The organism is Kribbella sp. CA-247076, from assembly GCF_050942445.1.
In the GTDB taxonomy this organism is placed as follows: Bacteria; Actinomycetota; Actinomycetes; order Propionibacteriales; family Kribbellaceae; genus Kribbella.
Genome location: NZ_CP192051.1, coordinates 2,985,865 through 3,006,258 on the forward strand (window position 1 = coordinate 2,985,865; position 20,394 = coordinate 3,006,258).

20 protein-coding genes are annotated in these 20,394 nt (G+C 69.9%); 10 read left to right on the forward strand and 10 right to left on the reverse strand.

What is annotated here, in order from left to right; all coding sequences use genetic code 11:
- Positions 1–112: 112 nt before the first annotated feature.
- From ACQPYZ_RS14200 to ACQPYZ_RS14230, 7 genes are all read left to right on the forward strand, one after another.
- Positions 113–928: an ABC transporter ATP-binding protein gene (locus ACQPYZ_RS14200; protein ID WP_433168240.1), complete on the forward strand. Its 816-nt coding sequence runs from the start codon at positions 113–115 to the stop codon at positions 926–928.
- Entirely contained in the window at positions 925–1,752 is an 828-nt protein-coding gene (locus tag ACQPYZ_RS14205; RefSeq protein WP_433168242.1) for an ABC transporter ATP-binding protein, read from the forward strand. The genes ACQPYZ_RS14200 and ACQPYZ_RS14205 overlap by 4 nt, the downstream gene beginning before the upstream one ends.
- Positions 1,749–3,605, forward strand: a complete 1,857-nt coding sequence (locus ACQPYZ_RS14210; protein WP_433168244.1) for an AMP-dependent synthetase/ligase — start codon at positions 1,749–1,751, stop codon at positions 3,603–3,605. Before ACQPYZ_RS14205 ends, ACQPYZ_RS14210 begins: the two co-directional genes overlap by 4 nt.
- On the forward strand, positions 3,602–4,489 hold the full coding sequence (locus tag ACQPYZ_RS14215) for a branched-chain amino acid ABC transporter permease (RefSeq protein ID WP_433168246.1): 888 nt from the start codon (positions 3,602–3,604) through the stop codon (positions 4,487–4,489). The genes ACQPYZ_RS14210 and ACQPYZ_RS14215 overlap by 4 nt, the downstream gene beginning before the upstream one ends.
- A complete protein-coding gene (locus tag ACQPYZ_RS14220) occupies positions 4,486–5,589 on the forward strand; it encodes a branched-chain amino acid ABC transporter permease (protein ID WP_433168248.1) in 1,104 nt (367 codons plus the stop codon). Before ACQPYZ_RS14215 ends, ACQPYZ_RS14220 begins: the two co-directional genes overlap by 4 nt.
- 9 nt (positions 5,590–5,598) lie before the next feature.
- Complete coding sequence (locus tag ACQPYZ_RS14225; RefSeq protein ID WP_433168250.1) at positions 5,599–6,900, forward strand: ABC transporter substrate-binding protein; 1,302 nt, start codon at positions 5,599–5,601, stop codon at positions 6,898–6,900.
- A gap of 136 nt (positions 6,901–7,036) precedes the next feature.
- Positions 7,037–8,437, forward strand: a complete 1,401-nt coding sequence (locus ACQPYZ_RS14230; RefSeq protein WP_433168252.1) for an alkaline phosphatase PhoX — start codon at positions 7,037–7,039, stop codon at positions 8,435–8,437.
- Here ACQPYZ_RS14230 and ACQPYZ_RS14235 read toward each other — a convergent pair whose 3' ends face one another.
- From ACQPYZ_RS14235 to ACQPYZ_RS14280, 10 genes are all read right to left on the reverse strand, one after another.
- Complete coding sequence (locus ACQPYZ_RS14235; protein WP_433168254.1) at positions 8,438–8,815, reverse strand: YchJ family protein; 378 nt, start codon at positions 8,813–8,815, stop codon at positions 8,438–8,440. It lies immediately after the preceding gene.
- A gap of 79 nt (positions 8,816–8,894) precedes the next feature.
- Entirely contained in the window at positions 8,895–10,133 is a 1,239-nt protein-coding gene (locus tag ACQPYZ_RS14240) for an ATP-grasp domain-containing protein (protein WP_433168256.1), read from the reverse strand.
- A gap of 10 nt (positions 10,134–10,143) precedes the next feature.
- Positions 10,144–11,415: an MFS transporter gene (locus tag ACQPYZ_RS14245; protein ID WP_433168258.1), complete on the reverse strand. Its 1,272-nt coding sequence runs from the start codon at positions 11,413–11,415 to the stop codon at positions 10,144–10,146.
- Entirely contained in the window at positions 11,412–12,662 is a 1,251-nt protein-coding gene (locus ACQPYZ_RS14250; RefSeq protein ID WP_433168260.1) for an ATP-grasp domain-containing protein, read from the reverse strand. The genes ACQPYZ_RS14245 and ACQPYZ_RS14250 overlap by 4 nt, the downstream gene beginning before the upstream one ends.
- Before the next feature lies 1 nt (position 12,663).
- The gene (locus ACQPYZ_RS14255; RefSeq protein ID WP_433168262.1) at positions 12,664–13,038 is read right to left on the reverse strand and encodes a hypothetical protein; all 375 of its coding nucleotides are present in this window, start codon (positions 13,036–13,038) and stop codon (positions 12,664–12,666) included.
- Entirely contained in the window at positions 13,035–15,389 is a 2,355-nt protein-coding gene (locus tag ACQPYZ_RS14260) for an FAD-dependent oxidoreductase (protein ID WP_433168263.1), read from the reverse strand. The genes ACQPYZ_RS14255 and ACQPYZ_RS14260 overlap by 4 nt, the downstream gene beginning before the upstream one ends.
- Before the next feature lie 4 nt (positions 15,390–15,393).
- Positions 15,394–16,746 (reverse strand): class I tRNA ligase family protein, encoded by a 1,353-nt coding sequence (locus tag ACQPYZ_RS14265; protein WP_433168265.1) that lies wholly within the window; start codon positions 16,744–16,746, stop codon positions 15,394–15,396.
- Positions 16,739–17,092 (reverse strand): cupin domain-containing protein, encoded by a 354-nt coding sequence (locus tag ACQPYZ_RS14270; RefSeq protein WP_433168267.1) that lies wholly within the window; start codon positions 17,090–17,092, stop codon positions 16,739–16,741. The genes ACQPYZ_RS14265 and ACQPYZ_RS14270 overlap by 8 nt, the downstream gene beginning before the upstream one ends.
- 283 nt (positions 17,093–17,375) lie before the next feature.
- Complete coding sequence (locus tag ACQPYZ_RS14275; protein WP_433168268.1) at positions 17,376–17,786, reverse strand: ferritin-like domain-containing protein; 411 nt, start codon at positions 17,784–17,786, stop codon at positions 17,376–17,378.
- Complete coding sequence (locus ACQPYZ_RS14280) at positions 17,783–18,334, reverse strand: cell division protein FtsK (protein ID WP_433168270.1); 552 nt, start codon at positions 18,332–18,334, stop codon at positions 17,783–17,785. Before ACQPYZ_RS14280 ends, ACQPYZ_RS14275 begins: the two co-directional genes overlap by 4 nt.
- A 186-nt stretch (positions 18,335–18,520) precedes the next feature.
- On the opposite strand from ACQPYZ_RS14280, the gene rimP reads away from it, so the two are divergent.
- The 3 genes from rimP (at position 18,521) to ACQPYZ_RS14295 (ending at position 20,384) form a co-directional block, all read left to right on the forward strand.
- A complete protein-coding gene (rimP, locus tag ACQPYZ_RS14285) occupies positions 18,521–19,042 on the forward strand; it encodes a ribosome maturation factor RimP (RefSeq protein ID WP_433168272.1) in 522 nt (173 codons plus the stop codon).
- A 1-nt stretch (position 19,043) separates the two neighbouring features.
- Entirely contained in the window at positions 19,044–20,036 is a 993-nt protein-coding gene (nusA, locus tag ACQPYZ_RS14290) for a transcription termination factor NusA (RefSeq protein ID WP_433168274.1), read from the forward strand.
- Positions 20,037–20,174: 138 nt separating this feature from the next.
- The gene (locus tag ACQPYZ_RS14295) at positions 20,175–20,384 is read left to right on the forward strand and encodes a YlxR family protein (protein WP_433168275.1); all 210 of its coding nucleotides are present in this window, start codon (positions 20,175–20,177) and stop codon (positions 20,382–20,384) included.
- Positions 20,385–20,394: the final 10 nt, after the last annotated feature.

Consider the following 20,394-nt stretch of genomic DNA (forward strand, 5'->3'; position numbering starts at 1 on the left):
GCTGGTTTTACACCTGACGATCGGTCACGGTTGAGTCTTTCCGTCCGCTTTCCGGGCGTGAGGACTTCCTACTCGTGAGTTGTGCTGTCACACTCACTCGCCAGGACGGTGGTTGGGAACCTTCGGGGATCCGGGAGGCCGGGTGCTGGCGGCGAAGAACCTCGAGGTCGTCTACGACGACGTGATGCTGGTGCTGCGGGGGGTCGGGCTCGAGGTCCCGCAGGGACGGATCGTCGCCCTGCTCGGGGCGAACGGGGCCGGCAAGTCCACCTTGCTGCGCGCGCTGTCCGGGCTCCTCGACGTCCACGACGGTGAGGTCCGGCGCGGCTCGATCACGCTCGACGGCGAGCCGATCCACACGTACGGCGCCAGCCGGGTCGCCGCCCTGGGCATCAAGCAGGTGATGGAGGGCCGGCGCATCCTGGCCGACCTCACCGTCGAGGAGAACCTGCGGATCGGCGGCCACGTCAGCCCGCGGTCGATCAAGACGAACCTGGACCGGACCTACCAGCTGTTCCCGGTGCTGGCCGACCGTCGCCGCAAACTGGCCGGCTACCTGTCCGGAGGCGAGCAGCAGATGCTCGCGATCGGACGGGCGCTGATGTCGGATCCGAAGTACCTGCTGCTGGACGAGCCGAGCCTGGGGCTGGCGCCGCTGATCGTCCGGCAGATCCGGGACGTGATCGTGCAGATCAACCAGCAGGGCACGACCGTGCTGCTGGTCGAGCAGAACGCGGCGATGGCGCTGTCGATCGCCGAGCACGGGTACGTGCTGGAGAACGGCGCGATGGTGATGGACAAGCCGGCCGCCGACCTGCTCGCGGACGGCGACGTCCGCGAGTTCTACCTCGGCCTCGGCGCGGAGGGGACCACGAGGTCGTTCCGCGACGTCAAACACTACCGGCGCCGGAAGCGGTGGCTCTCATGACGGCGACCGAGGCCCGGCAGAGCGAGCGGACGGGTGAGGCCACGCCGGTGCTCACGTTCGAGGACGTCGTGCTCGGGTTCGAGGGAGTGACCGCGCTCAACGGCGTGAGCTTCACCGTGAACCCGGGGGAGTTGTTCGCGGTGATCGGGCCGAACGGCGCCGGCAAGACGTCGATCTTCAACGTGCTCTCCGGGGTCTACCGCCCGCAGCGCGGCACCGTCCGGTTCGGCGACCAGGACCTGCTCGGCCGCCGGCCGCACGCGATCGCCCGGCTCGGCATCGCCCGGACCTTCCAGAACATCGAGCTGTTCTCGAACCTGACCGTCCTGGACAACCTGATGCTCGGCCGGCACCACCATCACCCGTACGGCGTGCTCGCGGCGTTCGCGTGGCTCGGCAAGGCCCAGCGGAACGAACGGTCCAACCGCCGCGCGGTCGAGGAGATCGTCGACTTCCTCGAGCTCGCGCAGTGGCGGCGACTCCCGGTCGGGCTGCTGCCGTACGGCGTACAGAAGCGGGTCGAGCTCGGCCGGGCGCTCGCCTCGGAGCCGAAGCTGTTGCTGCTGGACGAGCCGGTCGCCGGGATGAACCTGGAGGAGACCGAGGACATGGCCCGGTTCATCCTCGACATCCGCGACGAGCTCGGGCTGCCGATGGTGATGGTCGAGCACGACATGGGCCTGGTGATGGATCTGGCCGACCGGATCATGGTGATCGACTTCGGCCGGCCGATCCGCACCGGGACGCCGAAGGAAGTGGCCACCGACCCCGACGTCGTACGGGCGTATCTCGGCGAGGAGCACCGGGTGGGGGAGAAGCCATGACGACGCTGGAGACTTCGGTGCGCACGGCAACGATCGCCACCCGGGTCCGGGACCGGGGCCGGACGATGCCACACGTGGTCGCCCTGCGGGAGAAGGACCTGGGCATCTGGCAACAGGTCAGCTGGGAGCAGTACTGGGATACTGCCGAGCTGGCCGGCCACGCGCTGATCGCCCTCGGTATCGAGCCGGGCGACCGGGTGGCGATCCATTCGGAGAACCGCCGCGAGTGGCTGTACACCGACGTCGGCACGGTCGCCGTCCGGGCCACCACGGTCGGCCTCTACCCGACCAACCCGGTCGCCGAGGTCGGCTACCTGCTCCGGCACTCGGGTGCCAAGGTGCTGATCGCCGAGGACCAGGAGCAGGTCGACAAGGCGCTGGCGATCGACGACCTGCCCGACCTGAAGCACATCGTGTACGTCGAACCACGCGGCATCCGCTTCCGGTACGACGACCCGCGGCTGATCGCCTGGCCCGACTTCCTTGCCCTCGGCACCGAGCACCGCGAGGCGTACCCGGACGCGGTCACGCAGCGGATGGCCGACTCCCGGCCGGACGACGTGGTCACGCTGATCTACACCTCCGGGACCACCGGCCCGCCGAAGGGCGTGATGCTGACGGCCGCGAACGTCGACTTCGCCATCCAGGAGCTCGTCGAGCGCGGCGGTTTCACCACGCCCCCGCCGTCGCCGCGGGACAGCGTGCTGTCCTACCTGCCGTTGTGTCACGTTGCCGAGCGGATCTTCAGCGGCTGGTTCGGCGCCGGTGCCGGCGTCACCGTGCACTTCGCCGAGTCGATAGAGACGGTCGCGACCAACCTGCACGAGGTGCAGCCGACGATCCTGTTCGGCGTACCGCGGATCTGGGAGAAGATCGCGGCCGGCGTGCAGATCCGGGTGGAGTCCGCGGATCTGGTGAAGCGTCTGGTCAACGGCTACTGGCTGCGCCGGGCGGACTGGATCGGCGGCGTGCTCGCGGCCAACGACGGACGGCACACGGCCGCGTCCAGAGCCGTCTACGCGATCGGCTGGCTGTTCTGCTACCGCGCGCTGAAGGACCGCGTCGGCCTGCGCAAGGTCCGGTACGCCGCGTCCGGGGCCGCTCCGATCGCGCCCGAAGTACTGCGGTTCTTCATGGGGCTCGGGCTGCCGATGCACGAGGTGTACGGGATGACCGAGAACACCGCGGTGGCGACGGCGAACCGGCCGGGCCGGGTCAAGGTCGGCACCGTCGGCGAACCGCACAAGGCCGTCGAGGTCAAGATCGACGAGTCCACGGGCGAAATCCTCACCCGGCATCCCGGGACGTTCGCCGGCTACTGGCAGGACCCGGAGGCGACCGCGAAGGTGATCGACGCCGACGGCTGGCTGCACACGGGCGACGTCGGCGAGTGGGTCGACGGCACGCACGTCCGGATCACCGACCGGATGAAGGACATCATCATCACCGCGGGCGGCAAGAACGTCGCTCCGTCGGAGTTGGAGAACGCGCTCAAGGCGTCGCCGTACATCAAGGAAGCGGTCGTAATCGGGGACCGGCGCAAGTACCTGACCGCGCTGATCGGCATCGAGCCGGACACCGTCGGCCACTGGGCCCAGGTGCACCGGCTGCCCTACTCGACGTACGGCGACCTGTCCGCGAAGCCGGAGGTGGTCGCGCTGGTCCAGGGCGTCGTGGACGAGGTCAACGCCCGCTTCGCGACGGTCGAGCAGGTGCGGTCGTTCCGGCTGCTGCCGAAGCTGCTGGACCACGAGGACGGCGAGCTGACCGCGACCCAGAAGGTCAAACGCTCCGCGGTCGCCACGACGTTTGCCGCGCTGGTCGAATCCATGTACGTCGGGGGTGGCCGGTGAACGAGTTCGTCGCCACGGCGGTCCGGGGTCTGGGCAACGGGTCGATCTACGCGCTGCTGGCGCTGGGCTTCGTGATCGTCTACAAGTCGATGCGGGTGATCAGCTTCGCCCAGCCGGCGTTCATGATGGCCGGTGCGCTGCTGACCGGCTACCTGGTGCTGTCGATGAACTTCTTCCTGGCGGTGCTGGTCGCGTTGCTGCTGACCGCGCTGCTCGGCGTCGGGGTGGAGCGGCTGGCGTTGCGGCCGATGATCGGCAAGCCGGTGTTCGTGATCGCGATCATCACGCTCGGCGTCGACATCGTGATCCGGACGGTGGTGAACTCGTTCATCGGCCTGGACATCCGGCAGATGGGTGATCCGTGGGGCTTGAAGCAGGTCGACGTACTCGGCGCGAAGATCGACCAGCGGCACCTGGCCACGTTGGCGACGACGCTGATCGTGGTGGCCGCGCTGTTCGCGTTCTACCGCTGGTCGCGGACCGGGCTGGCGATGCGGGCGGCGTCGTCGGACCAGGAGGTCGCGCTCGCCCAAGGCGTGTCGGTCGGCCGGGTGTTCTCGCTGTCCTGGGCGCTGGCGGCCGCGCTCGCCGGCCTCGCCGGTGTCTTCCTGTCGACGGGGATCGGGCTCGAGCAGAACCTCTGGCTGACCGCGCTCAAGGCCCTGCCGGTGATCATCCTCGGCGGCCTCGACTCGCTCGGCGGCGCGGTGGTCGCCGGCCTGACGATCGGCGTGTTCGAGGCGCTGGTCGGCAGCTACGGCGACAACCTGCACCCGGTCTTCGGCGGCGACTTCTTCCTGGTCGTCCCGTACCTGCTCATGCTCCTCGTCCTCCTCGTCAGACCCTACGGCCTGTTCGGCACCAGAGAGGTTGAGCGGATATGAGCCGACCACTGCTCTACCTGTCCTACAAGCAGGACATGGCGCTGCTGAACACGCCGGCGAAGCGGGTCTGGACCCTGGTGCTGGCCGTGGTCGCGGTCTCGCTGCCGTTCATGCTGACCGACGATCTACTGGTCGTGCTCGCGACGGCGTGTGTGGCGTCGATCGGGGCGATCGGGCTGAACATCGTCACCGGGTACGGCGGCCAGGTGTCGCTCGGGCACGCGTTCTTCCTCGGGGTCGGCGCCTACACCGCGGCGGCGTTGTCGGGTGATCCGGACAGCACCCGGCTGATCGGATTCGGGATCACCTCGTTGCCGGTCTGGTTGCTCGCGGCCGGGCTGGTCGCGGGACTGGCCGGTTTGATCGTCGCCCCACTCGCGGCCCGGTTGCGCGGGTTGTACCTGGCCGTGGTGACGCTCGGGCTGGTGTTCATCGGGGAGCACATCTTCAAGCACTGGCGTGAGCTCACCGGAGGAGTCGGGGTCGGGCGGCCGGCCGCCGTACCGGAGCTGTTCGGCTTCCAGTTCGCGGTCGACGGGGAGTTCTTCACGAAGGCGCAGAAGCTCTACCTGCTGATGCTCGTGCTGCTGGTGATCTTCGGCGTCCTGGCCCGGAACCTGGTCCGGTCGCGGATCGGCCGGGCGCTGGCCGCGGTCCGGGACCGGGACCTGGCCGCCGAGGTGATCGGGGTCGACGTGACCCGGTACAAGATGATCGCGTTCGCGGTGTCGTCGTTCTACGCCGGCGTCGCGGGCGCCCTGCTCTACGTGATGATCGGCTTCGTCGAGCCGGGGTCGTTCAACCTCGGGATGTCGGTGCAGTACATCGCGATGGTGCTGATCGGCGGTGTCGCCACGATCTCCGGATCGGTGCTCGGCGCGCTGTTCATCACCCTGTTGCCGCGGGTCACCCGCGAGCTCCCGGCCGTGCTGCCGTTCGTCAGCGGCAGTTCCGCCGCCGGGGGCATCACGGTCTTCCAGGTCGAGACGATCCTCTACGGCCTGTTGATCATCGGCTTCCTGATCTTCGAACCGCGGGGGCTGTTCGGCATCTGGGTCCGCATCCGCACCTACTGGAAGTCCTGGCCGTTCTCGCACTAAGGAGTATCGATGAGCGTTCGGAAGGGAAGCGCCATCGCGCTGGTGGCGGCGATGGTCTTGGTGGCGGGGTGCCGTAACGACGCCCCGGAAGCACAGCAGGGGGACTCGGGCGTCAAGTTCGACGTCGGGGTCACCTCCGAGCCGTGCCCGGCCGCGGTCGACAAGGCCAAGGGCTGCATCTACCTCGGCTCGATCTCGGACCTGACCGAGGGTCCGTTCAAGGCCCTGGGCGTACCGATCACCGAGAGCCAGAAGGCGTTCTGGCAGCGGGTCAACGAGGCCGGCGGGATCGGCGACTTCGAGGTCGACGTGACCAAGTTCGTCAAGGACAACAAGTACAACCCGCAGATCCACAACGAGGTGTACGCCGAGATCAAGCCGGACGTGCTCGGGCTGGTCCAGACGCTGGGGTCTCCGACCACGGCGGCGATCCTCGGCGACCTGAAGTCCAGCGGCGTGATCGGCGTACCGGCGTCCTGGACGTCGGCGTGGGCGTTCGAGGACGTGATCCTGGAGTCCGGGACGAACTACTGCTTCGAGTCGATGAACTCGGTCGACTTCGCGGTCGAGACGCTCAAGCCGAAGACCGTCGCCGCGGTGCACTTCCCCGGGGATTACGGCGACGACGCCGCGGCCGGGGCGAAGCTCGCGGCCGAGGCCAACGGTCTGACGTTCACCGACATCCCGACCGCACCGGGCCAGGAGAACCAGGGCGCGGCGATCCAGAAACTGGTCGCGGCCAAGCCGGACCTGGTCATCCTGACCACCGGCCCGACCGAGGCGGCGACCATCGTCGGCGGTGCCGCGCAGAACGGGTTCAAGGGGCAGTTCATCGGCACCAGCCCGACCTGGAACCCGGCCCTGCTGAAGAGCCCGGCCGCGCCCGCGCTGACTGCGCTCTACCGGCAGTCCGGACCGTGGGCGCCGTACGGCGCCGAGACGGCGGGCCACAAGGCTCTGGCCGAGTCGCTCGACCAGGCCACCTTCAAGGCCGCGCCGAACGACGGCTACACCGCCGGCTGGGTGTGGTCGTACCCGCTGAAGGCAGCGCTGGAGAAGGCGGTCGAGTCCAAGGACCTGACCCGCGCCGGGCTGTTGGCCGCGGTGAAGTCGCTGGAGACCGTGGACTACGAAGGGATGCTGCCGGCCGAGGCGGGCCGGTTCTCCGGCGAGCCGAACGAGCGGGTCTTCCGGGCCAGCATCATCTCCAAGGTGGACCCGACGGCGCCGACCGGCGTGGCGGTGGAGAAGGACTTCTTCACCGGCAAGACCGCCCAGGCGCACGAGTTCAGCAAGCCCTGCTACCAGTAGCCGAGCAGCGTCGAGGCACCCGCGGTCCGGCCGGATCACGGGTGCTCCGGCGCGCGGTTCGCCTTGTCGTCGTCTTCTGTTTACCTTACGTTCATCGGTGACCGGCAGATCCTTTCGCCCGAGGAGGCCCTCCACCGTGTCCGTCCAACCCAATCCCCTGTCCCGGCGGCAGTTCGTCGCCCGCGCGGCCGCGGCCGGTGTCGCGGTCAGCGTCGCCGGCTCGGTCGAGGCGCTGTACACCGCCCAGCCGGCTCTCGGTACGTCCGGCCCGAAGATCGGTTACGGGCCGCTGATCGAGGACCCGAACGGCATGCTCGACCTGCCGCGCGGCTTCCGCTACCGGATCCTGTCCCGGGAGGGCACGGTCCGCCCCGACGGCCTGAAGACGCCGAGCCGCTTCGACGGCATGGGCACGTTCCCGGACCGGCATGGCGGCTCGCGGCTGGTCCGCAACCACGAGTGCAGCCCTACCGCCACGATCAAGGTGGTCGCACCGCCCGAGCGCACCTACGACCCGGGTGCAGCCGGCGGTACGAGCACGCTGGTGGTCGACCGGCACAACTGCACCACCAAGGAGTTCGTCAGCCTCGGCGGTACGGCGATCAACTGCTCCGGCGGCATCACCCCGTGGCGCACGTGGCTGACCTGTGAGGAGACCGAGGCGAGGGCAGGCGAGACCGGGTACACCAAGGACCACGGCTTCATCTTCGAGGTCGACCCGTACGACGACCGCCGCAACGTCCGCCCGGTCCCGCTGACCGCGATGGGCCGGTTCCAGCACGAGGCGGTCGCGGTCGACCCGGCCACCGGCATCGTCTACGAGACCGAGGACGCGTTCGTCGCACCCCTCGGCGGGTTCTACCGGTTCCTGCCGAACCGTCCCCGCGGCGGCTGGGGGTCGCTGCGGGCCGGCGGCGAACTGCAGGCCATGCACATCCCCGACCTGCCCGACCTGTCCGTCGTCGAGGAGGCGGGCGCGACGTTCCGCGGCGTGCAGTGGATCACCGTGCCGGACCCGCTGGCGACGACCGAGTCGGTCCGCGCGCAGGACTACGGCAAGCCGATCACCGGCGGCTACAAGCTCGAGGGCTGCTGGTGGGGGACCCGGGACCGCTGCGTGTACTTCGTCTCGTCGTTCGCCCGGACCGAGCTCGGGCCGAAGGTCGACCACGACGGCCAGGTCTGGCGGTACGACCCGCGGAAGCGGACGCTGCGGCTCGAGGTGATCTTCACCCGGCCGTCGCCGGGGTCGGACGACCCGGAGTTCGATGCCCCGGACAACATCACGATGTCGCCGTACGGCGGGCTGATGATGTGCGAGGACGGGCTCGGCGAGCAGCACATCCTCGGCACCACCGAGGACGGCGAGGTGTTCAAGTTCGCCCGCAACCGGGTCAACAACGGCACCCCGGAGGACCCGGCGTTCGGCGAGCTGGCCGGGGCCGGGTTCTCCGCCGACGGCCGGACGATGTTCTTCAACGTGTACACCCCGGGCATCACCTACGCGATCACCGGCCCGTGGCGCCGGCGGAGGTAGCTACACGGGAGCGACGTACACCCACTCGCCGTCCTCGCGGGCGAACCGGCTGAGCTCCTGCTGGTGGCCCGGGTGGCCGTTCACCTCGTAGTGGGCGCGGAACTCGACCGTGCCTTCGGTGTGGAACGGACTGCCGTCGGTCGTGCTCAGGATTTCCAGACCGGTCCAGTGGAGGTCGTGATCCAGTTGGAGGTCGGCGGGACGGGTCGCGGCCGCCCAGGTGCGGAGCAGGTACGGCGCGTCGCGGACGGCGAAGGCCGAGTAGCGCGAGCGCATCAACTGCTCGGCGGTGGTGGCCGTGGACCGGCCGTCGTGCAGCCGGCCGCAGCACTCGGCGTACAACGGGCCGAGGCCGCAGGGGCAGGTGTTCTTGGCCATGGAGAGATTGTGGCCGAGCCCGGGCGGTGGTGGCCGCCCGGGCCTGGCTCAGGGGGTCGTTCAGCTGACTCCGGAAACGTCAGGGGGTCTCGATGACGATGCCGGCCTCCATCTCCAGTACGCGGTGGTAGTCGGCGTCGAGCGTGGCCGGGTCGCTGTGGATCAGGATGACCCAGGCCAGACAGGTGAACAGGTCGACGGTCTCCGGGACGACGGCGTCCTCGTCGTACAGGATCTTCATCCAGTGGAACGACTTCAGCTCCTCGATGCCGTCGAAGACCTCGCGGTTGCGGAAGTAGCCCTCGGCCGGCGCGATCACGAACACGCCGCGCAGGTGCTGGACCAGGTCGAACCCGTCCCGGACCTCGCCGCGGACGCGGTGCGCGACCGTCCGCTTGATGTGGTTGTCACCGGTGGCCAGTTCGCTGACCATCTGGTGACCGCCGCCGGCCGGCCGGGCCGCGACCTCGATCAACCGCGGGCCGTCGGCCGTCATCATCACCTCGACGTGACCGCAGCCGATCCGGATGCCGACGGCGTCGAGCACCTGCCGGGTGTACGGCCAGAGCGCCTGCACCTCGGGGTCGTCCTCGGCCAGGAAGTCGATCCGCCGGTAGATGCCGATCTTGTCGCCGCGGCCGACCTTCGTGTACCGGCAGACGTCGACCAGCGCGTGCTTCCCGTCCACGCTGTAGGTGTCGACCAGGTACTCCGTGCCCTCGGCGTATTCCTGGATCAGGACGGCGTCATTGGTCAGTCCCATCTTGTTGGTCCGACCGAGCACCCGGTCGAACCGCTCCCGCCAGTCGCCGTCGGAGAAGACGACGTACACCTCGTCACCCGCAGCACTCTTCGGCGGCTTGATCACCAGCCGCCGGCCGAGCAGGTCGTTCTCCTTCAGCCACTGCTCCGCCTCGGCCGGATCGGCGGTCAGGAACTGCCGCAACCGCGGCACGCCGGCGGCCGCCAGCGCCTGCGCCATCTGCCACTTGTCCCGCCGCGCGGACGCCAGCCCGGGGACGTTGCCGGTCCCGGGGACGAGGATCTCGATCAGCTGGTCGCACAGCTCGGTCCCGCTCTCGGCACCGGGGATCAGATACTCCGGCTCGTACACCCGCAGCTCCTCGGCGAGCGCCTGGACGTCGCCGGTGAAGTAGTGCACGTGCTCGAAGTTCTCCGGGTGCCAACTGCCCGTGAACGCCGGCGGCGGCTCCGGACCACTCAGTACGGCGACCGGCAGCCGGCCCGCCTCCCGGAACGCGGCCGGATATTCCTGTCCCGTGGACAACGGGTCCACGATGATCGTGTAGTCAGTCATCACAGTCCTCCTACGAGCTCTCGCTCGGCAACGGCTCGGCGGCCGGGGTCAGGTCGACGGCCGGTTCCTCGGTCTCGGCGGTCGGCGTCATGCCGAAGTACGCGAGGACGACGCCGACGGCGCCGGCCAGCCCGCACCACAGCCACACGCGCGTGCCGGCCGCGTTCCACACCCAGACGCCGAGGAACGGGCCGAGGGCGGAACCGAGGCCGAACATCGCGTGTGCGGAGCCGACGTACCGGCCGAGCAGCCGCTTCGGCGCGGCCATCCCCGGATAGGCGAACATCGTCGGCCCGCCGATGATCTCGGCCAGCGTCCACAGCAGTGTGCCGATCACGAAGATCGCCAGCCCGCCCGGCAGTGCGTAGAACGCCAGCCCGCCGCCGAGCAGCACGAACCCGGTCATCGCGACGATCCGGGCCGGCCAGTTCTGCACGACCTTCGTCACCAGCAACTCGCAGGTGATGACGATGAAGCCGTTCAGCGCGACCACCGCACTGAACCACCAGGTCGACAGCCCGTCCGCCTTCATGTGCAGTGGAAGGACGGCCAGGTACTGCATGTAGATCGCCGCGTTGATGAACATGCACAGCAGGAACAGCACGTACTTGTAGTCCCGCAGGACGGCGACGTAGCCGCCGCCGGTCGCCTCGGGCTCGTCCGCGGTGGTGTCCTGGACGGTCCGCGGCGCCCGCTTCGGCAGCGCGACGATCGCGACCACGGCGTACGCCAGGGCGGCGACCGCCTCGCCGATGAACAGCAGGTTCCACGACACCGCGACCAGGGCGGCACCGATCAGCGGTGCCGCGGTGGTCCCCAGGTTCATCGCCAGCCGGTAGACCGCGAAGATCATCACCTGGCGGTTCTTCGGCGTCAGCTCGGTCAGCAGTGCGGCCGAGGCCGGGCGGTAGAACTGCCCGACCGCACCGGCCAGCGCGACCACGGTCACCACGGCCGGGTAGCTCGGCACGTAGGCGATCGCCAGCACGAAGCCGGCCATGCCGAACATGCTGATCATCACCGCCGCCCGCGGCCCGACCTTGTCCGACAGCGATCCGCCGATGATCAGGCCGACCACCGACCCGGCGCCGTACACGCCGAGGGCGGTCCCGGCCTGGACCGGGGTGAAGCCCTTCGACGTGGTCAGGAACAGCACCAGGAAGACCTGCAGGAACCAGCCGAGCTTGTTCACGAAGACGCCGACCAGCAGCGCCTTCACCGGGACCGGGGCCTCCCGGATGGTCGACCAGATCCCGGTGCTCTCGTCGGCGGTGCTCGTCATCCGGCCGCCTCCTCGGGTTCCTTGACCTTGCCCGACCAGCGCAGCGCCTTCTCCGCCGCGTCCAGCCCGGCCCGGCACTCCTCGGTCGTGGTCGCCACCGCGGTCGCGTACGCGATCCGGCCCCACAGGGTCCCGTCCGGCGGCGGGCTGGTCGTCTGGCCGGCCTCCATCAGCGGAACCAGCAGGTCGATCGAGCCCGGCAGCCCGTCGGAGTCGAAGGTGACCTCGTCCAGCACGGTGTCATTCTCGTCCACGTAGAAGAACCGGACGCCGCCGACCATCGTGCGGTCCGGCACCAGCTCCGGTGCACGCCCGCAGGCCACCGCCGCCGCGGCCAGGCCCGGGTCGACGCCGGTGGCCTGCAGCCCGAGGTACGGGATCATGTCCCCGCCGATCCGGGCGTTGATCTCGATCACCTTCGGGCCGTCGGCCGTCATCATGATCTCGGTGTGCGTGACCCCGTCGGTGAACGCGATCGCCTTGTGCGCGTCGACCAGCACCTGCATCAGCTGGTCGTCGACGAGCAACGGGTCGGCCGCGTCCACGAAGTGCCCGATCTCCTCGGCGTACGGCGGGTAGCCGATCTCCTTGCGGGCCAGGCAGAACGGGGTCACCTGGCCCTGGAACACGGCTGCGTCGATGCTGATTTCGTAGCCGTCGGCGAACTCCTCGACCAGCACCTTCACGTCGTAGTGCGGCGCCTCGGGCACGGTGGTGTCGTGGGCGAAGTCCCAGTTCTCCCGCAGTTCCTCGGGGGAGTTCACCTTCACCACGCCGAGACTCGCGGCCAGCGCGCGCGGCTTGAGGATCCGCGGGTAACCGACGTCGACGGCCAGGGCTTCCTCGACGGTGTTCACCAGCACGGACTTCGGCTGCGGTACGCCGTGCTCGGCGAGCGCCGTCCGGGTGAGGTGCTTGTCGCGGCAGCGGTTCACCATCGCGACGTCACCACCCGGCAGCCCGAGGGCCTCGGCGACGTGTGCGGTCTGCAGGATCCGCGCCTCGTCCCAGCACAGCACGCCGTCGATCGCCTCCCGGTCGTGCAGCTCGTTGGCGGCCGCGACCAGGGCGTCGGCGTCCAGGGTGGACTCGAGCACGGTCCAGCCTTCGATGTAGTCCTTCTCCCAGGTCGGTTCGCCGTGCAGGAACATGTGGATCCGGTACTGCGGTGCGATCGACCGCAGGATGTACTCGCGGAACAGCCGCATGCCGGTGGCCACCACCAGCAGGTGAGGTCGCTCGGTCATCTCATGCCTCCCTGACAGGTGCGGGGATCTGCCGGATCCGGCTGGCCCCGGTGGTGCCGTCGCTGCGACGAAAGTGGTCGGTGATCAAAATGTTGCCCTGAGCATCGAACTCGGGGACGCTGTGGCACTCGCCGGCGATCAGCTCGCCGGCCGTGCTGAGCAGGCAGTACGCGGCGTCGAACGTGCCGTCCGGCCGCAGGTTCCCGACCAGCCGGCCGCTGCGCAGGCTGCCGCCGGCGTAGAACTCCGCCCAGACCACGTCGTCCTCGCGGTGATACTGCCCGTACGGCGCGCCGGCCGCCGGGTCGTCGACCTCGAGCCGGAACCACACCCCGTCGACGTCGGGGACCAGGGGTTCCGGGGCGGCCGCGGTCACCACTGCACCGCGCAGAGCTCGTCGGAGATCGGGTAGATCTCCCGGTCGAACATGGAGTTCAGCACGATCGCGGCCCGGACCGGCAGCTGGGTCAGGCCCGCGTTGGTCAGGCCGTGGCTGTACCGGCTGGCGTTGAAGGTGTAGATCCGGTGCCCGTTCATGCCCTTCCAGCGCACCGAGTAGTCCGGCTCGACCAGCATCTGCCCGTCGTCGTCGAACTCGATCCGCTCCCGCAGCTCGTCGTCGAACGGCGCCTCGACGTGCTCGCGACCACCCGCCACCACGACCTGCCGGACGTCGTGCTCCTCCGGCGTGGTGGACGTCGTACAGCAGAGCCTGATGTCGCCGTCCGGCAGCGGCTCCGACGACCGCACGTCGCGGCCCGGCAGCAGCGTGACCGGGAAGCGGCCGAGGGTCAGCAGGCCGTCGTAGTTGGCCTGGTAGAGCGCGCGCAGGCCGCCCGGGGTGATCGCGTCGCCGCTGTAGCGGGAGTCGTCGATCATCTCCCGGCGCTTGCTGCGGTTCAGCCCCTGCAGGAACTCGATGTGCGACGGCCGGTAGAGCTCGTTGGCCATCGGCGAGTCGTCGATGCTGCGGAACCACTGGTTGCGGCCGAGCCAGCGGATGTCGGTGAAGCCCGAGCCGAGCAGCCGCAGGACGCACTCGAGACCGGTCTGGCCGCCGCCGACGACCGCCGTCGGTGCCAGGTTGTCCAGCGCGGGCATCCGGGTGCCCAGCTCGTCCGCGATGAACGCCCGCTCCTCGGGCAGGCCGTGCAGGTACGCCGGCCGGACCGGACGGGTGCCGAGTCCGAGCACCAGGTGCTCGGAGACCGCGGCCGGCTCGCCGTCGACGGTGACCTCGAACCCGTCGTCGGTGATCGAGATCGACTCCACCCGGGAGCTGAAGTTCACCACGCCGAGCCGCTCGGTGGCCCAGGCCAGGTAGCGCTCGTACTCGATCCGGGGAAGCGAGTCGAACTGGGAGTTGATCAGCGCGTAGAGCCGCCCGGAGGTGACCAGGTAGTTCAGGAACGTCAGCTCGTGCCGTGGGTCGACCAGGGAGACCAGGTCCTTCATCCAGCCGGTCTGCATCCGGACGCCCGGGTAGAGCAGGGGAGTGTGCCAGCCGGCGCCCGGGCGGGCGTCGAACAGGGCCAGCTTCTCCGTGGTGACGTTCTTGTACAGGGCCGCCAGCGACAGGTTGGAGGGCCCGGCCCCGATACCGATCGTGTGGTAGCGGGGCGTCGTTCGCTGCTTGCCTGGTTCGGTGATGGTCATGCGCTGTGTCTCCGTCCGCGAAGTGGTGGTGCGCGTTTCTCCTGGTGCGAGCAGGTCGCTCGCGGCGGCCCGGCTTGCGGCCAGCGCGGTTTTCACGCTGCCGCCGGACCCACCGGTGAAGGTGAACAGCCGATGCGTGCTGCCGAGCACCGACCAGAGGGTCAGTACCGGCGGATCGGCATAACAGTCGGCGTGGCTGACCAGGTGGTCGGGCGCCGACAGCTTGAGGTGGGGCAGCCGCTCGCCCGCGATCCGGGCGGCACGGGCGGCCAGGTCCGGGATCGGGGCACTGCTGCCCGGTGGAACGGACCAGCGGTGCGTGTCGACACCGAGCAGCAACCTGCCGTCGGCGGTCGGCCGCCCGTACAGGTCACTGGTCTCGTCGACGAACATCGTCGGCAGAGCGCCGTCCACCTGGTAGAGGGCGATCTGGATCGACTTGGTCCGGTAGGGCTCGGCGGGCAGGGCGTTGCCCGTGAGCAGGCCCGGCGTCCACGGCCCGGCCGCGACCACGACGGCGTCGTACCGGTGGCTCTCGCCGGGGAGGCGACAGCTGACCGATCCGTCCGGGTGCGGGACGAGTCCGAGGACCGGGCCGTTGAGCACCCGGCTTCCGGGGGCTGCCGCGAGTTGTCGCAGTACGGCGGTCCGCAGCTGGTCCGGCCGGATGAACCCGGCCCGCCTCTCGCAGACGCCGACCGTCCCCTCGGGCAGACCGTGCCAGCCCCGGTAATGGAGCTGGTCGCGGTCGAGGATCTCCGTCGACCCCGGGTGCGCGTCCTCGACCTCCGCGACCGCACGCTCGAGACCGGCGTACGACGGCAGCAGGTAGGTGCACCCGGTCTCGGTGTAGCCGGCCGGTTCCTGGAGGGTCTCGAACAGCTCGGTCAGGCTCTCGATCGCCAGCCGGCGCTGCACCGGATGGGTCTCGAACCCGCGGACGCCGCCGCCGGACACCGCGGTCGCGTCGGTGCCGACCGGGCCGGTCACCAGGTCGACCTCGACCCGGCCACTCAGCCGCCAGGCGAGCAGCGTGCCGGCGATGCCGGCCCCGATCACGCAGACTCGCATCGCGCTACCCGCCCTGACCGGTCAGCGCGGCCCGCAGTGACCCGGTGTCCTCGACCCCGCCGGCCAGCAGGGCGAGCAGACTCCGGACCGCCAGCGGCAGGTCGAAACCGCTCGGCTTCAGCGCGCTCTCACCCCGGGCGCGCTCGATCGCGGCCAGCGCCGGGTCGAGCGGCTCGGTGACCGGGTGCGTGCCGGCCAGCAATGGCGCGACCCGGTCCGCGAACGCCCGGAAAGAATTGAAGGTGAAATCACTTCGGTAGCGATCCGGGCGGTCCCAGGCCAGGAACAAGCGAACGATTGACGGATCCGCGGTGCCGAGTAATTCGGTCGCGGAGATTCCGTGATTGCGGCTGGTCGAGAATTTGTCGCCGTCGAATGTGTAGAACTCGTTGACCACGAGTCCCGCCAGTGGGAGGCGGGCGACCCCGGCCGCGGACCACACCGCCGGCCAGTAGAGCGCGTACCAGAACGCGTTGTCCAGGCCGAGGAAGTGCCACAGGTGGTCCACCCGGTCGACCGCGGCCAGGTAGCCGGCCACGTCACCGGCGTCCGGGTCGACGCCGCGCGCGACGGCGTACAGGTCGGAGAGCGCGATCTCGGTGTACGGGCCGATCCGCAGGCCGGTCAGCGGGCCGTCGCCCTCGATGCCCCAGTTGGTCGGGTAGGCCAGCGCGATCTCGGGCAGGCCGGCCGCGAGGGTGCGGTCGATCAGGTCCCGGACGGCCGGCGGCAGGTCGGCCCGCAACCACGTCGCGACCAGCGCGTCGCGGTGGTCCTCCATCCGCAGTACGGGCACCGTGGCGGTGAACGGACGAGGCTCGCCGCCGCAGCGGCCGCAGACCGGATCGACCATGGTGTCGACCTGGGTGAAGCTGCCGCACTGCTCGCAGGCGCCGCCCGCCGCGGGGGCCTTGCACTCGCCGCAGAGGCCGCTGAGGTAGGACTCGTGCAGGGTCCGGCCGCAGTCGGCGCAGGCGTGCAGCGTGACCTCGCGCAGCGGAGTCGCGCCGCTGGTCACGAGGTGGTTCATGAGTTGCCGGATGATGGGCGTGTGGACGTCGCCGAGCGGGTCGGTGAAGCAGTCGAACCCGATCCTGGCCAGGTCGTACGTCGCCTTGATGTCGTCGCGGAAGTCGGCCGTCATCACGCCGACGTCCACGCCTTCGTGCTCGGCGCGGGTGAGCACGTAGTTCTGGTGGACGTCCAGGCCGGTGGTGACCACGACGCGCTCCCCGCGGGCGCGCGCGGCCCGGGCCGCGATGTCCGCGGCGAGGTACGGGCCGGACAGGTGCCCGACGTGCAGCGGCCCGTTGATGGTCGGCTGGGGGAACGTGAACACGGTGACCGGATCAGTCATGGCCGGCCGCCTCGGCCAGCGGCATCCAGTACGCGCTGAACACGGTCAGCGGTACGTCGGCCGAGCGGTTCTGGACCACGTGCTGCTCGGTGCTGCCGAGCAGGAACGCGTCACCCTGGGGGACCTCGTACTCCCGGCCGCCGACCAGGACGTGCGCGGTGCCGGCGACGACCACCGAGAGCTCGAGTTCGGGGTGCTCGTCGAGCGGGCTCTCCGAACCGGGCGGAACGGAGTACCACATCGCCTGGAACGGCAACTGCCGCTCCAGGGCGTACTGCTCCCAGCGGACCACCCGGATGTCCTTCACGAACTGGTCGTCGCCGGTGCTCAGATCGAAAGTGCGCATGCTTCGCCACCCTCCGTAGCCGGCGCTGGGCGCGGCTCGAGACGTCGAAATGACAGCGGAATTGGGACACGGAACAAGACGCGCTGGAATCAGCTGCGGATGCGCACGACCGACGCCACCAACGTGGTCGTGAAAGCTTCGGCGACCCCCCAGTCTCCGTGGCCGAAAATATAGGTAAGGTCGCGCTGCGAGTAAAGGGGAATACGGAACGAATTTCCGGCCGATGCGTAACCAGGCCGGAAGTTATTCGTTACCGCAGCGTCCCGTGGTCGAGTGACTACGCTCAGACGTCGCCGGGGAACGCGACCGGCGCCCCGCCCCAGGCGAGCTGGGCGCTCGCGGTGGCCAGCAGGCTCTGGACGGCGAGGGCCCGGACAGCCGGTTGTTCGGCCGCCTCGACCAGGTCGCCGTACACGGCGGCCAGCCGGCGCTCGATCAGCAGGACCAGCGCGGAGGCGGTCGCCGCGTTCGTCACCACCTGCGGCAGGTCGTACGCCGCCTCCGCGGCCACCGGGGTCTCGCCGGCCGCGGCCACCAACCGGGTCAGCCGGTCGCGGTTGCGGCGGTGCAGCTCATAGGTGTCGGTGGCCGCCCGGAAGCGGGCGCCGCTCAACTTGCCGCCGGCCACGCCCACGCCGTACACGGCCGCGTGCTCACCGGCGAGCGCCGCCTGCAGTGCCTCGACCTCGGTCACTCGGAGTCCGCCTTCTTCTTCGGGGTGAGCGTGGCGGCCAGTTGGGTCTCCGACGCGGCGATCATCGCGAGCAGCCGAGCGTGCTCACCGGAGAGCTTGCCGGCCCCGGCGGCGTGGGCGACCGCGGCGGCCGTCTCCCGCTTGGCCAGGTCGGCCAGCGCGGCGGCCGACGTACTCGGGACTGCCGGAGCCTTGCCGGCGACTACCTGCACGCCTGGGACCGCCTTGAGTCGCGTCAGGTGGCTCGCGTGGTACTTCGCCCCGGCCGCGAGCCGGGTGCGCAGCGCTGGGAACTTGGCGCTGGAGGCGGTGTACCGCAACGACAACTGCGTCACCACCGTGGCTGCGGCGGTGAGGGCCGCGACGACCGCCGGATCGGTGCTGGGGGTCTCTTCGGCAGGCTGGACCCCGTCGTCGGAGTTCTTCGCTCCGCCCTGGGTGCCGGAACCGCTCGAGTCGTCGGTGCAGGCGGCCAACGCGACCGCGCCGGGCACCACGGCGGCAGTGACGACGACACGGCGTCGCGAGAGGCGGGGTTGATTCGGCACGGCGGAACGATACCCGGCGGGCCGGGTGACCAGTGGGTGACCGGTCCGGTGACGTGCCGGTGACGGGCCTGGGACGAGCCGGTGACGTGAGCAGCGCCGTCGGCCGGATATGGTGGGCTACTGCCCTCGGTCGGATCGCCGGGCGGCGGAACGGGTGCACAACTGGAGAGAGAGGCAGGTCTACCTGTGAGCCGAAGGACTGACCACACGGACACCTCGAGCCTCGAGAACTTCCTGCGGCCGATCGTCGAGCAGTTCGGCTGCGACCTGGAGGCCGCGGACGTCGCGCCGGCCGGCCGGCGGCGGCTGCTGCGCGTGCTCGTCGACCGTGACGGCGGGATCAGCCTGGACGACGTCGCCGAGGTCACCCGGGCCATCTCCAAGGCACTCGATGCCGACGACATCATGGGCGACGGCGCCTACACGCTGGAGGTCTCCAGCCCCGGCGTCGACCGCCCGCTCACCCTGCCCCGGCACTGGCGCCGCAACGTCGGCCGCCTGGTCGCGGTCACGCCGACCGCCGGCGCGAAGGTGACCGGCCGGATCAAGTCCGCCTCCGACGAGGCGGCCGAGCTGGACGTGGACGGCAAGGTCCGGACGGTCGCGTACGCCGACGTGGCCAAGGCCAAGGTCCAGATCGAGTTCAACCGGGCTGCCGGCAAGGACGACCCCGAGACGCCGGCTGACGGCACGGTGGAGGAGAACTGACATGGACATCGACATGGCCGTGCTGCGGTCGCTGGAGCGGGAGAAGGACATCTCCCTGGACGTCGTCGTCGAGGCGATCGAGCAGGCGCTGCTGGTGGCGTACCACCGCACCGAGGGCGCCCAGCAGCACGCCCGCGCCGAGCTGGACCGCAAGACCGGGCACGTCACCGTGTACGCGCGCGAGTTCGCCGAGGACGGCACGCTGGCCCGGGAGTACGACGACACGCCGCACGACTTCGGCCGGATCGCGGCCACCACGGCCAAGCAGATCATCCTGCAGCGGCTGCGCGACGCCGAGGACGAGGTCCGGTACGGCGAGTTCTCCGGCAAGGAGGGCGACATCGTCTCCGGCGTCATCCAGCAGGGCCGCGACCCGCGCTCGGTGATGGTCGACCTCGGCAAGATCGAGGCGGTGCTGCCGGCACCGGAGCAGGTGCCGGGGGAGAAGTACGAGCACGGCTCCCGGCTGCGGGTCTACGTGGTCGGCGTCCGCAAGGGCTTCAAGGGTCCGCAGATCACCGTCAGCCGGACGCACCCGAACCTGGTGAAGAAGCTGTTCGCGCTCGAGGTGCCGGAGATCGCCGACGGCACGGTCGAGATCACCGCGATCGCGCGCGAGGCCGGTCACCGCACCAAGATCGCGGTCCGGACGCTGAACCCGTCGGTGAACGGCAAGGGTGCGTGCATCGGGCCGATGGGTCAGCGGGTGCGCAACATCATGCACGAGCTGCACGGCGAGAAGATCGACATCATCGACCACAGCGACGACCCGGCCACCTTCGTCGGGAATGCGCTGTCCCCGGCGCAGGTTACGTCTGTGGAGGTCGTCGACGCCGCGGCCCGGGCGGCGCGCGTCGTCGTACCGGACTACCAGTTGTCGCTCGCGATCGGCAAGGAGGGCCAGAACGCCCGCCTCGCCGCCCGGCTGACGGGCTGGCGGATCGACATCCGGCCGGATACCGATGTGACTCGTGAGGACGAGAAGGTAGACTGACGTCTCGGTCGGTCGACTGAGTCGCAACCACTCCCGAAGGATCACCTGACAGTGACTGTGGAGGCGCGCCCGGGCAAGCCCAGGGAGCGTACCTGCATCGGGTGCCGGAAGCGGTCCAGTCCGGCTGACCTGCTGCGGATGACGGTTTCCGGAGGACAGGTCCTCCCGGATCCCGCTCATCGGGCGCCTGGCCGCGGGGCGCATCTGCACCCGGTGGCCGAGTGCCTCGAGCTCGCCGAGCGACGCAAGGCGTTCCCACGGGCCTTCCGGGTCCCGGGTCCGCTTGAGCTGGAGCTGGTGCGGGAACATGTAGCGCAGCGCAGTAACGAAGCAGTGCAGTCGCAGTAACCATGGCGGC

Bases quoted from the DNA above. Each gene is read 5' to 3' on its own strand.
- ACQPYZ_RS14225 (WP_433168250.1), top strand. From the start codon at position 5,599: ATGAGCGTTCGGAAGGGAAGCGCCATCGCGCTGGTGGCGGCGATGGTC.
- ACQPYZ_RS14250 (WP_433168260.1), bottom strand. From the start codon at position 12,662: ATGACCGAGCGACCTCACCTGCTGGTGGTGGCCACCGGCATGCGGCTG.
- ACQPYZ_RS14235 (WP_433168254.1), bottom strand. From the start codon at position 8,815: ATGGCCAAGAACACCTGCCCCTGCGGCCTCGGCCCGTTGTACGCCGAG.
- ACQPYZ_RS14245 (WP_433168258.1), bottom strand. From the start codon at position 11,415: ATGACGAGCACCGCCGACGAGAGCACCGGGATCTGGTCGACCATCCGG.
- ACQPYZ_RS14295 (WP_433168275.1), top strand. From the start codon at position 20,175: ATGACGGTTTCCGGAGGACAGGTCCTCCCGGATCCCGCTCATCGGGCG.
- ACQPYZ_RS14265 (WP_433168265.1), bottom strand. From the start codon at position 16,746: ATGACTGATCCGGTCACCGTGTTCACGTTCCCCCAGCCGACCATCAAC.
- ACQPYZ_RS14260 (WP_433168263.1), bottom strand. From the start codon at position 15,389: ATGCGAGTCTGCGTGATCGGGGCCGGCATCGCCGGCACGCTGCTCGCC.
- ACQPYZ_RS14220 (WP_433168248.1), top strand. From the start codon at position 4,486: ATGAGCCGACCACTGCTCTACCTGTCCTACAAGCAGGACATGGCGCTG.
- ACQPYZ_RS14240 (WP_433168256.1), bottom strand. From the start codon at position 10,133: ATGACTGACTACACGATCATCGTGGACCCGTTGTCCACGGGACAGGAA.
- ACQPYZ_RS14210 (WP_433168244.1), top strand. From the start codon at position 1,749: ATGACGACGCTGGAGACTTCGGTGCGCACGGCAACGATCGCCACCCGG.
- nusA (WP_433168274.1), top strand. From the start codon at position 19,044: ATGGACATCGACATGGCCGTGCTGCGGTCGCTGGAGCGGGAGAAGGAC.
- ACQPYZ_RS14270 (WP_433168267.1), bottom strand. From the start codon at position 17,092: ATGCGCACTTTCGATCTGAGCACCGGCGACGACCAGTTCGTGAAGGAC.
- ACQPYZ_RS14205 (WP_433168242.1), top strand. From the start codon at position 925: ATGACGGCGACCGAGGCCCGGCAGAGCGAGCGGACGGGTGAGGCCACG.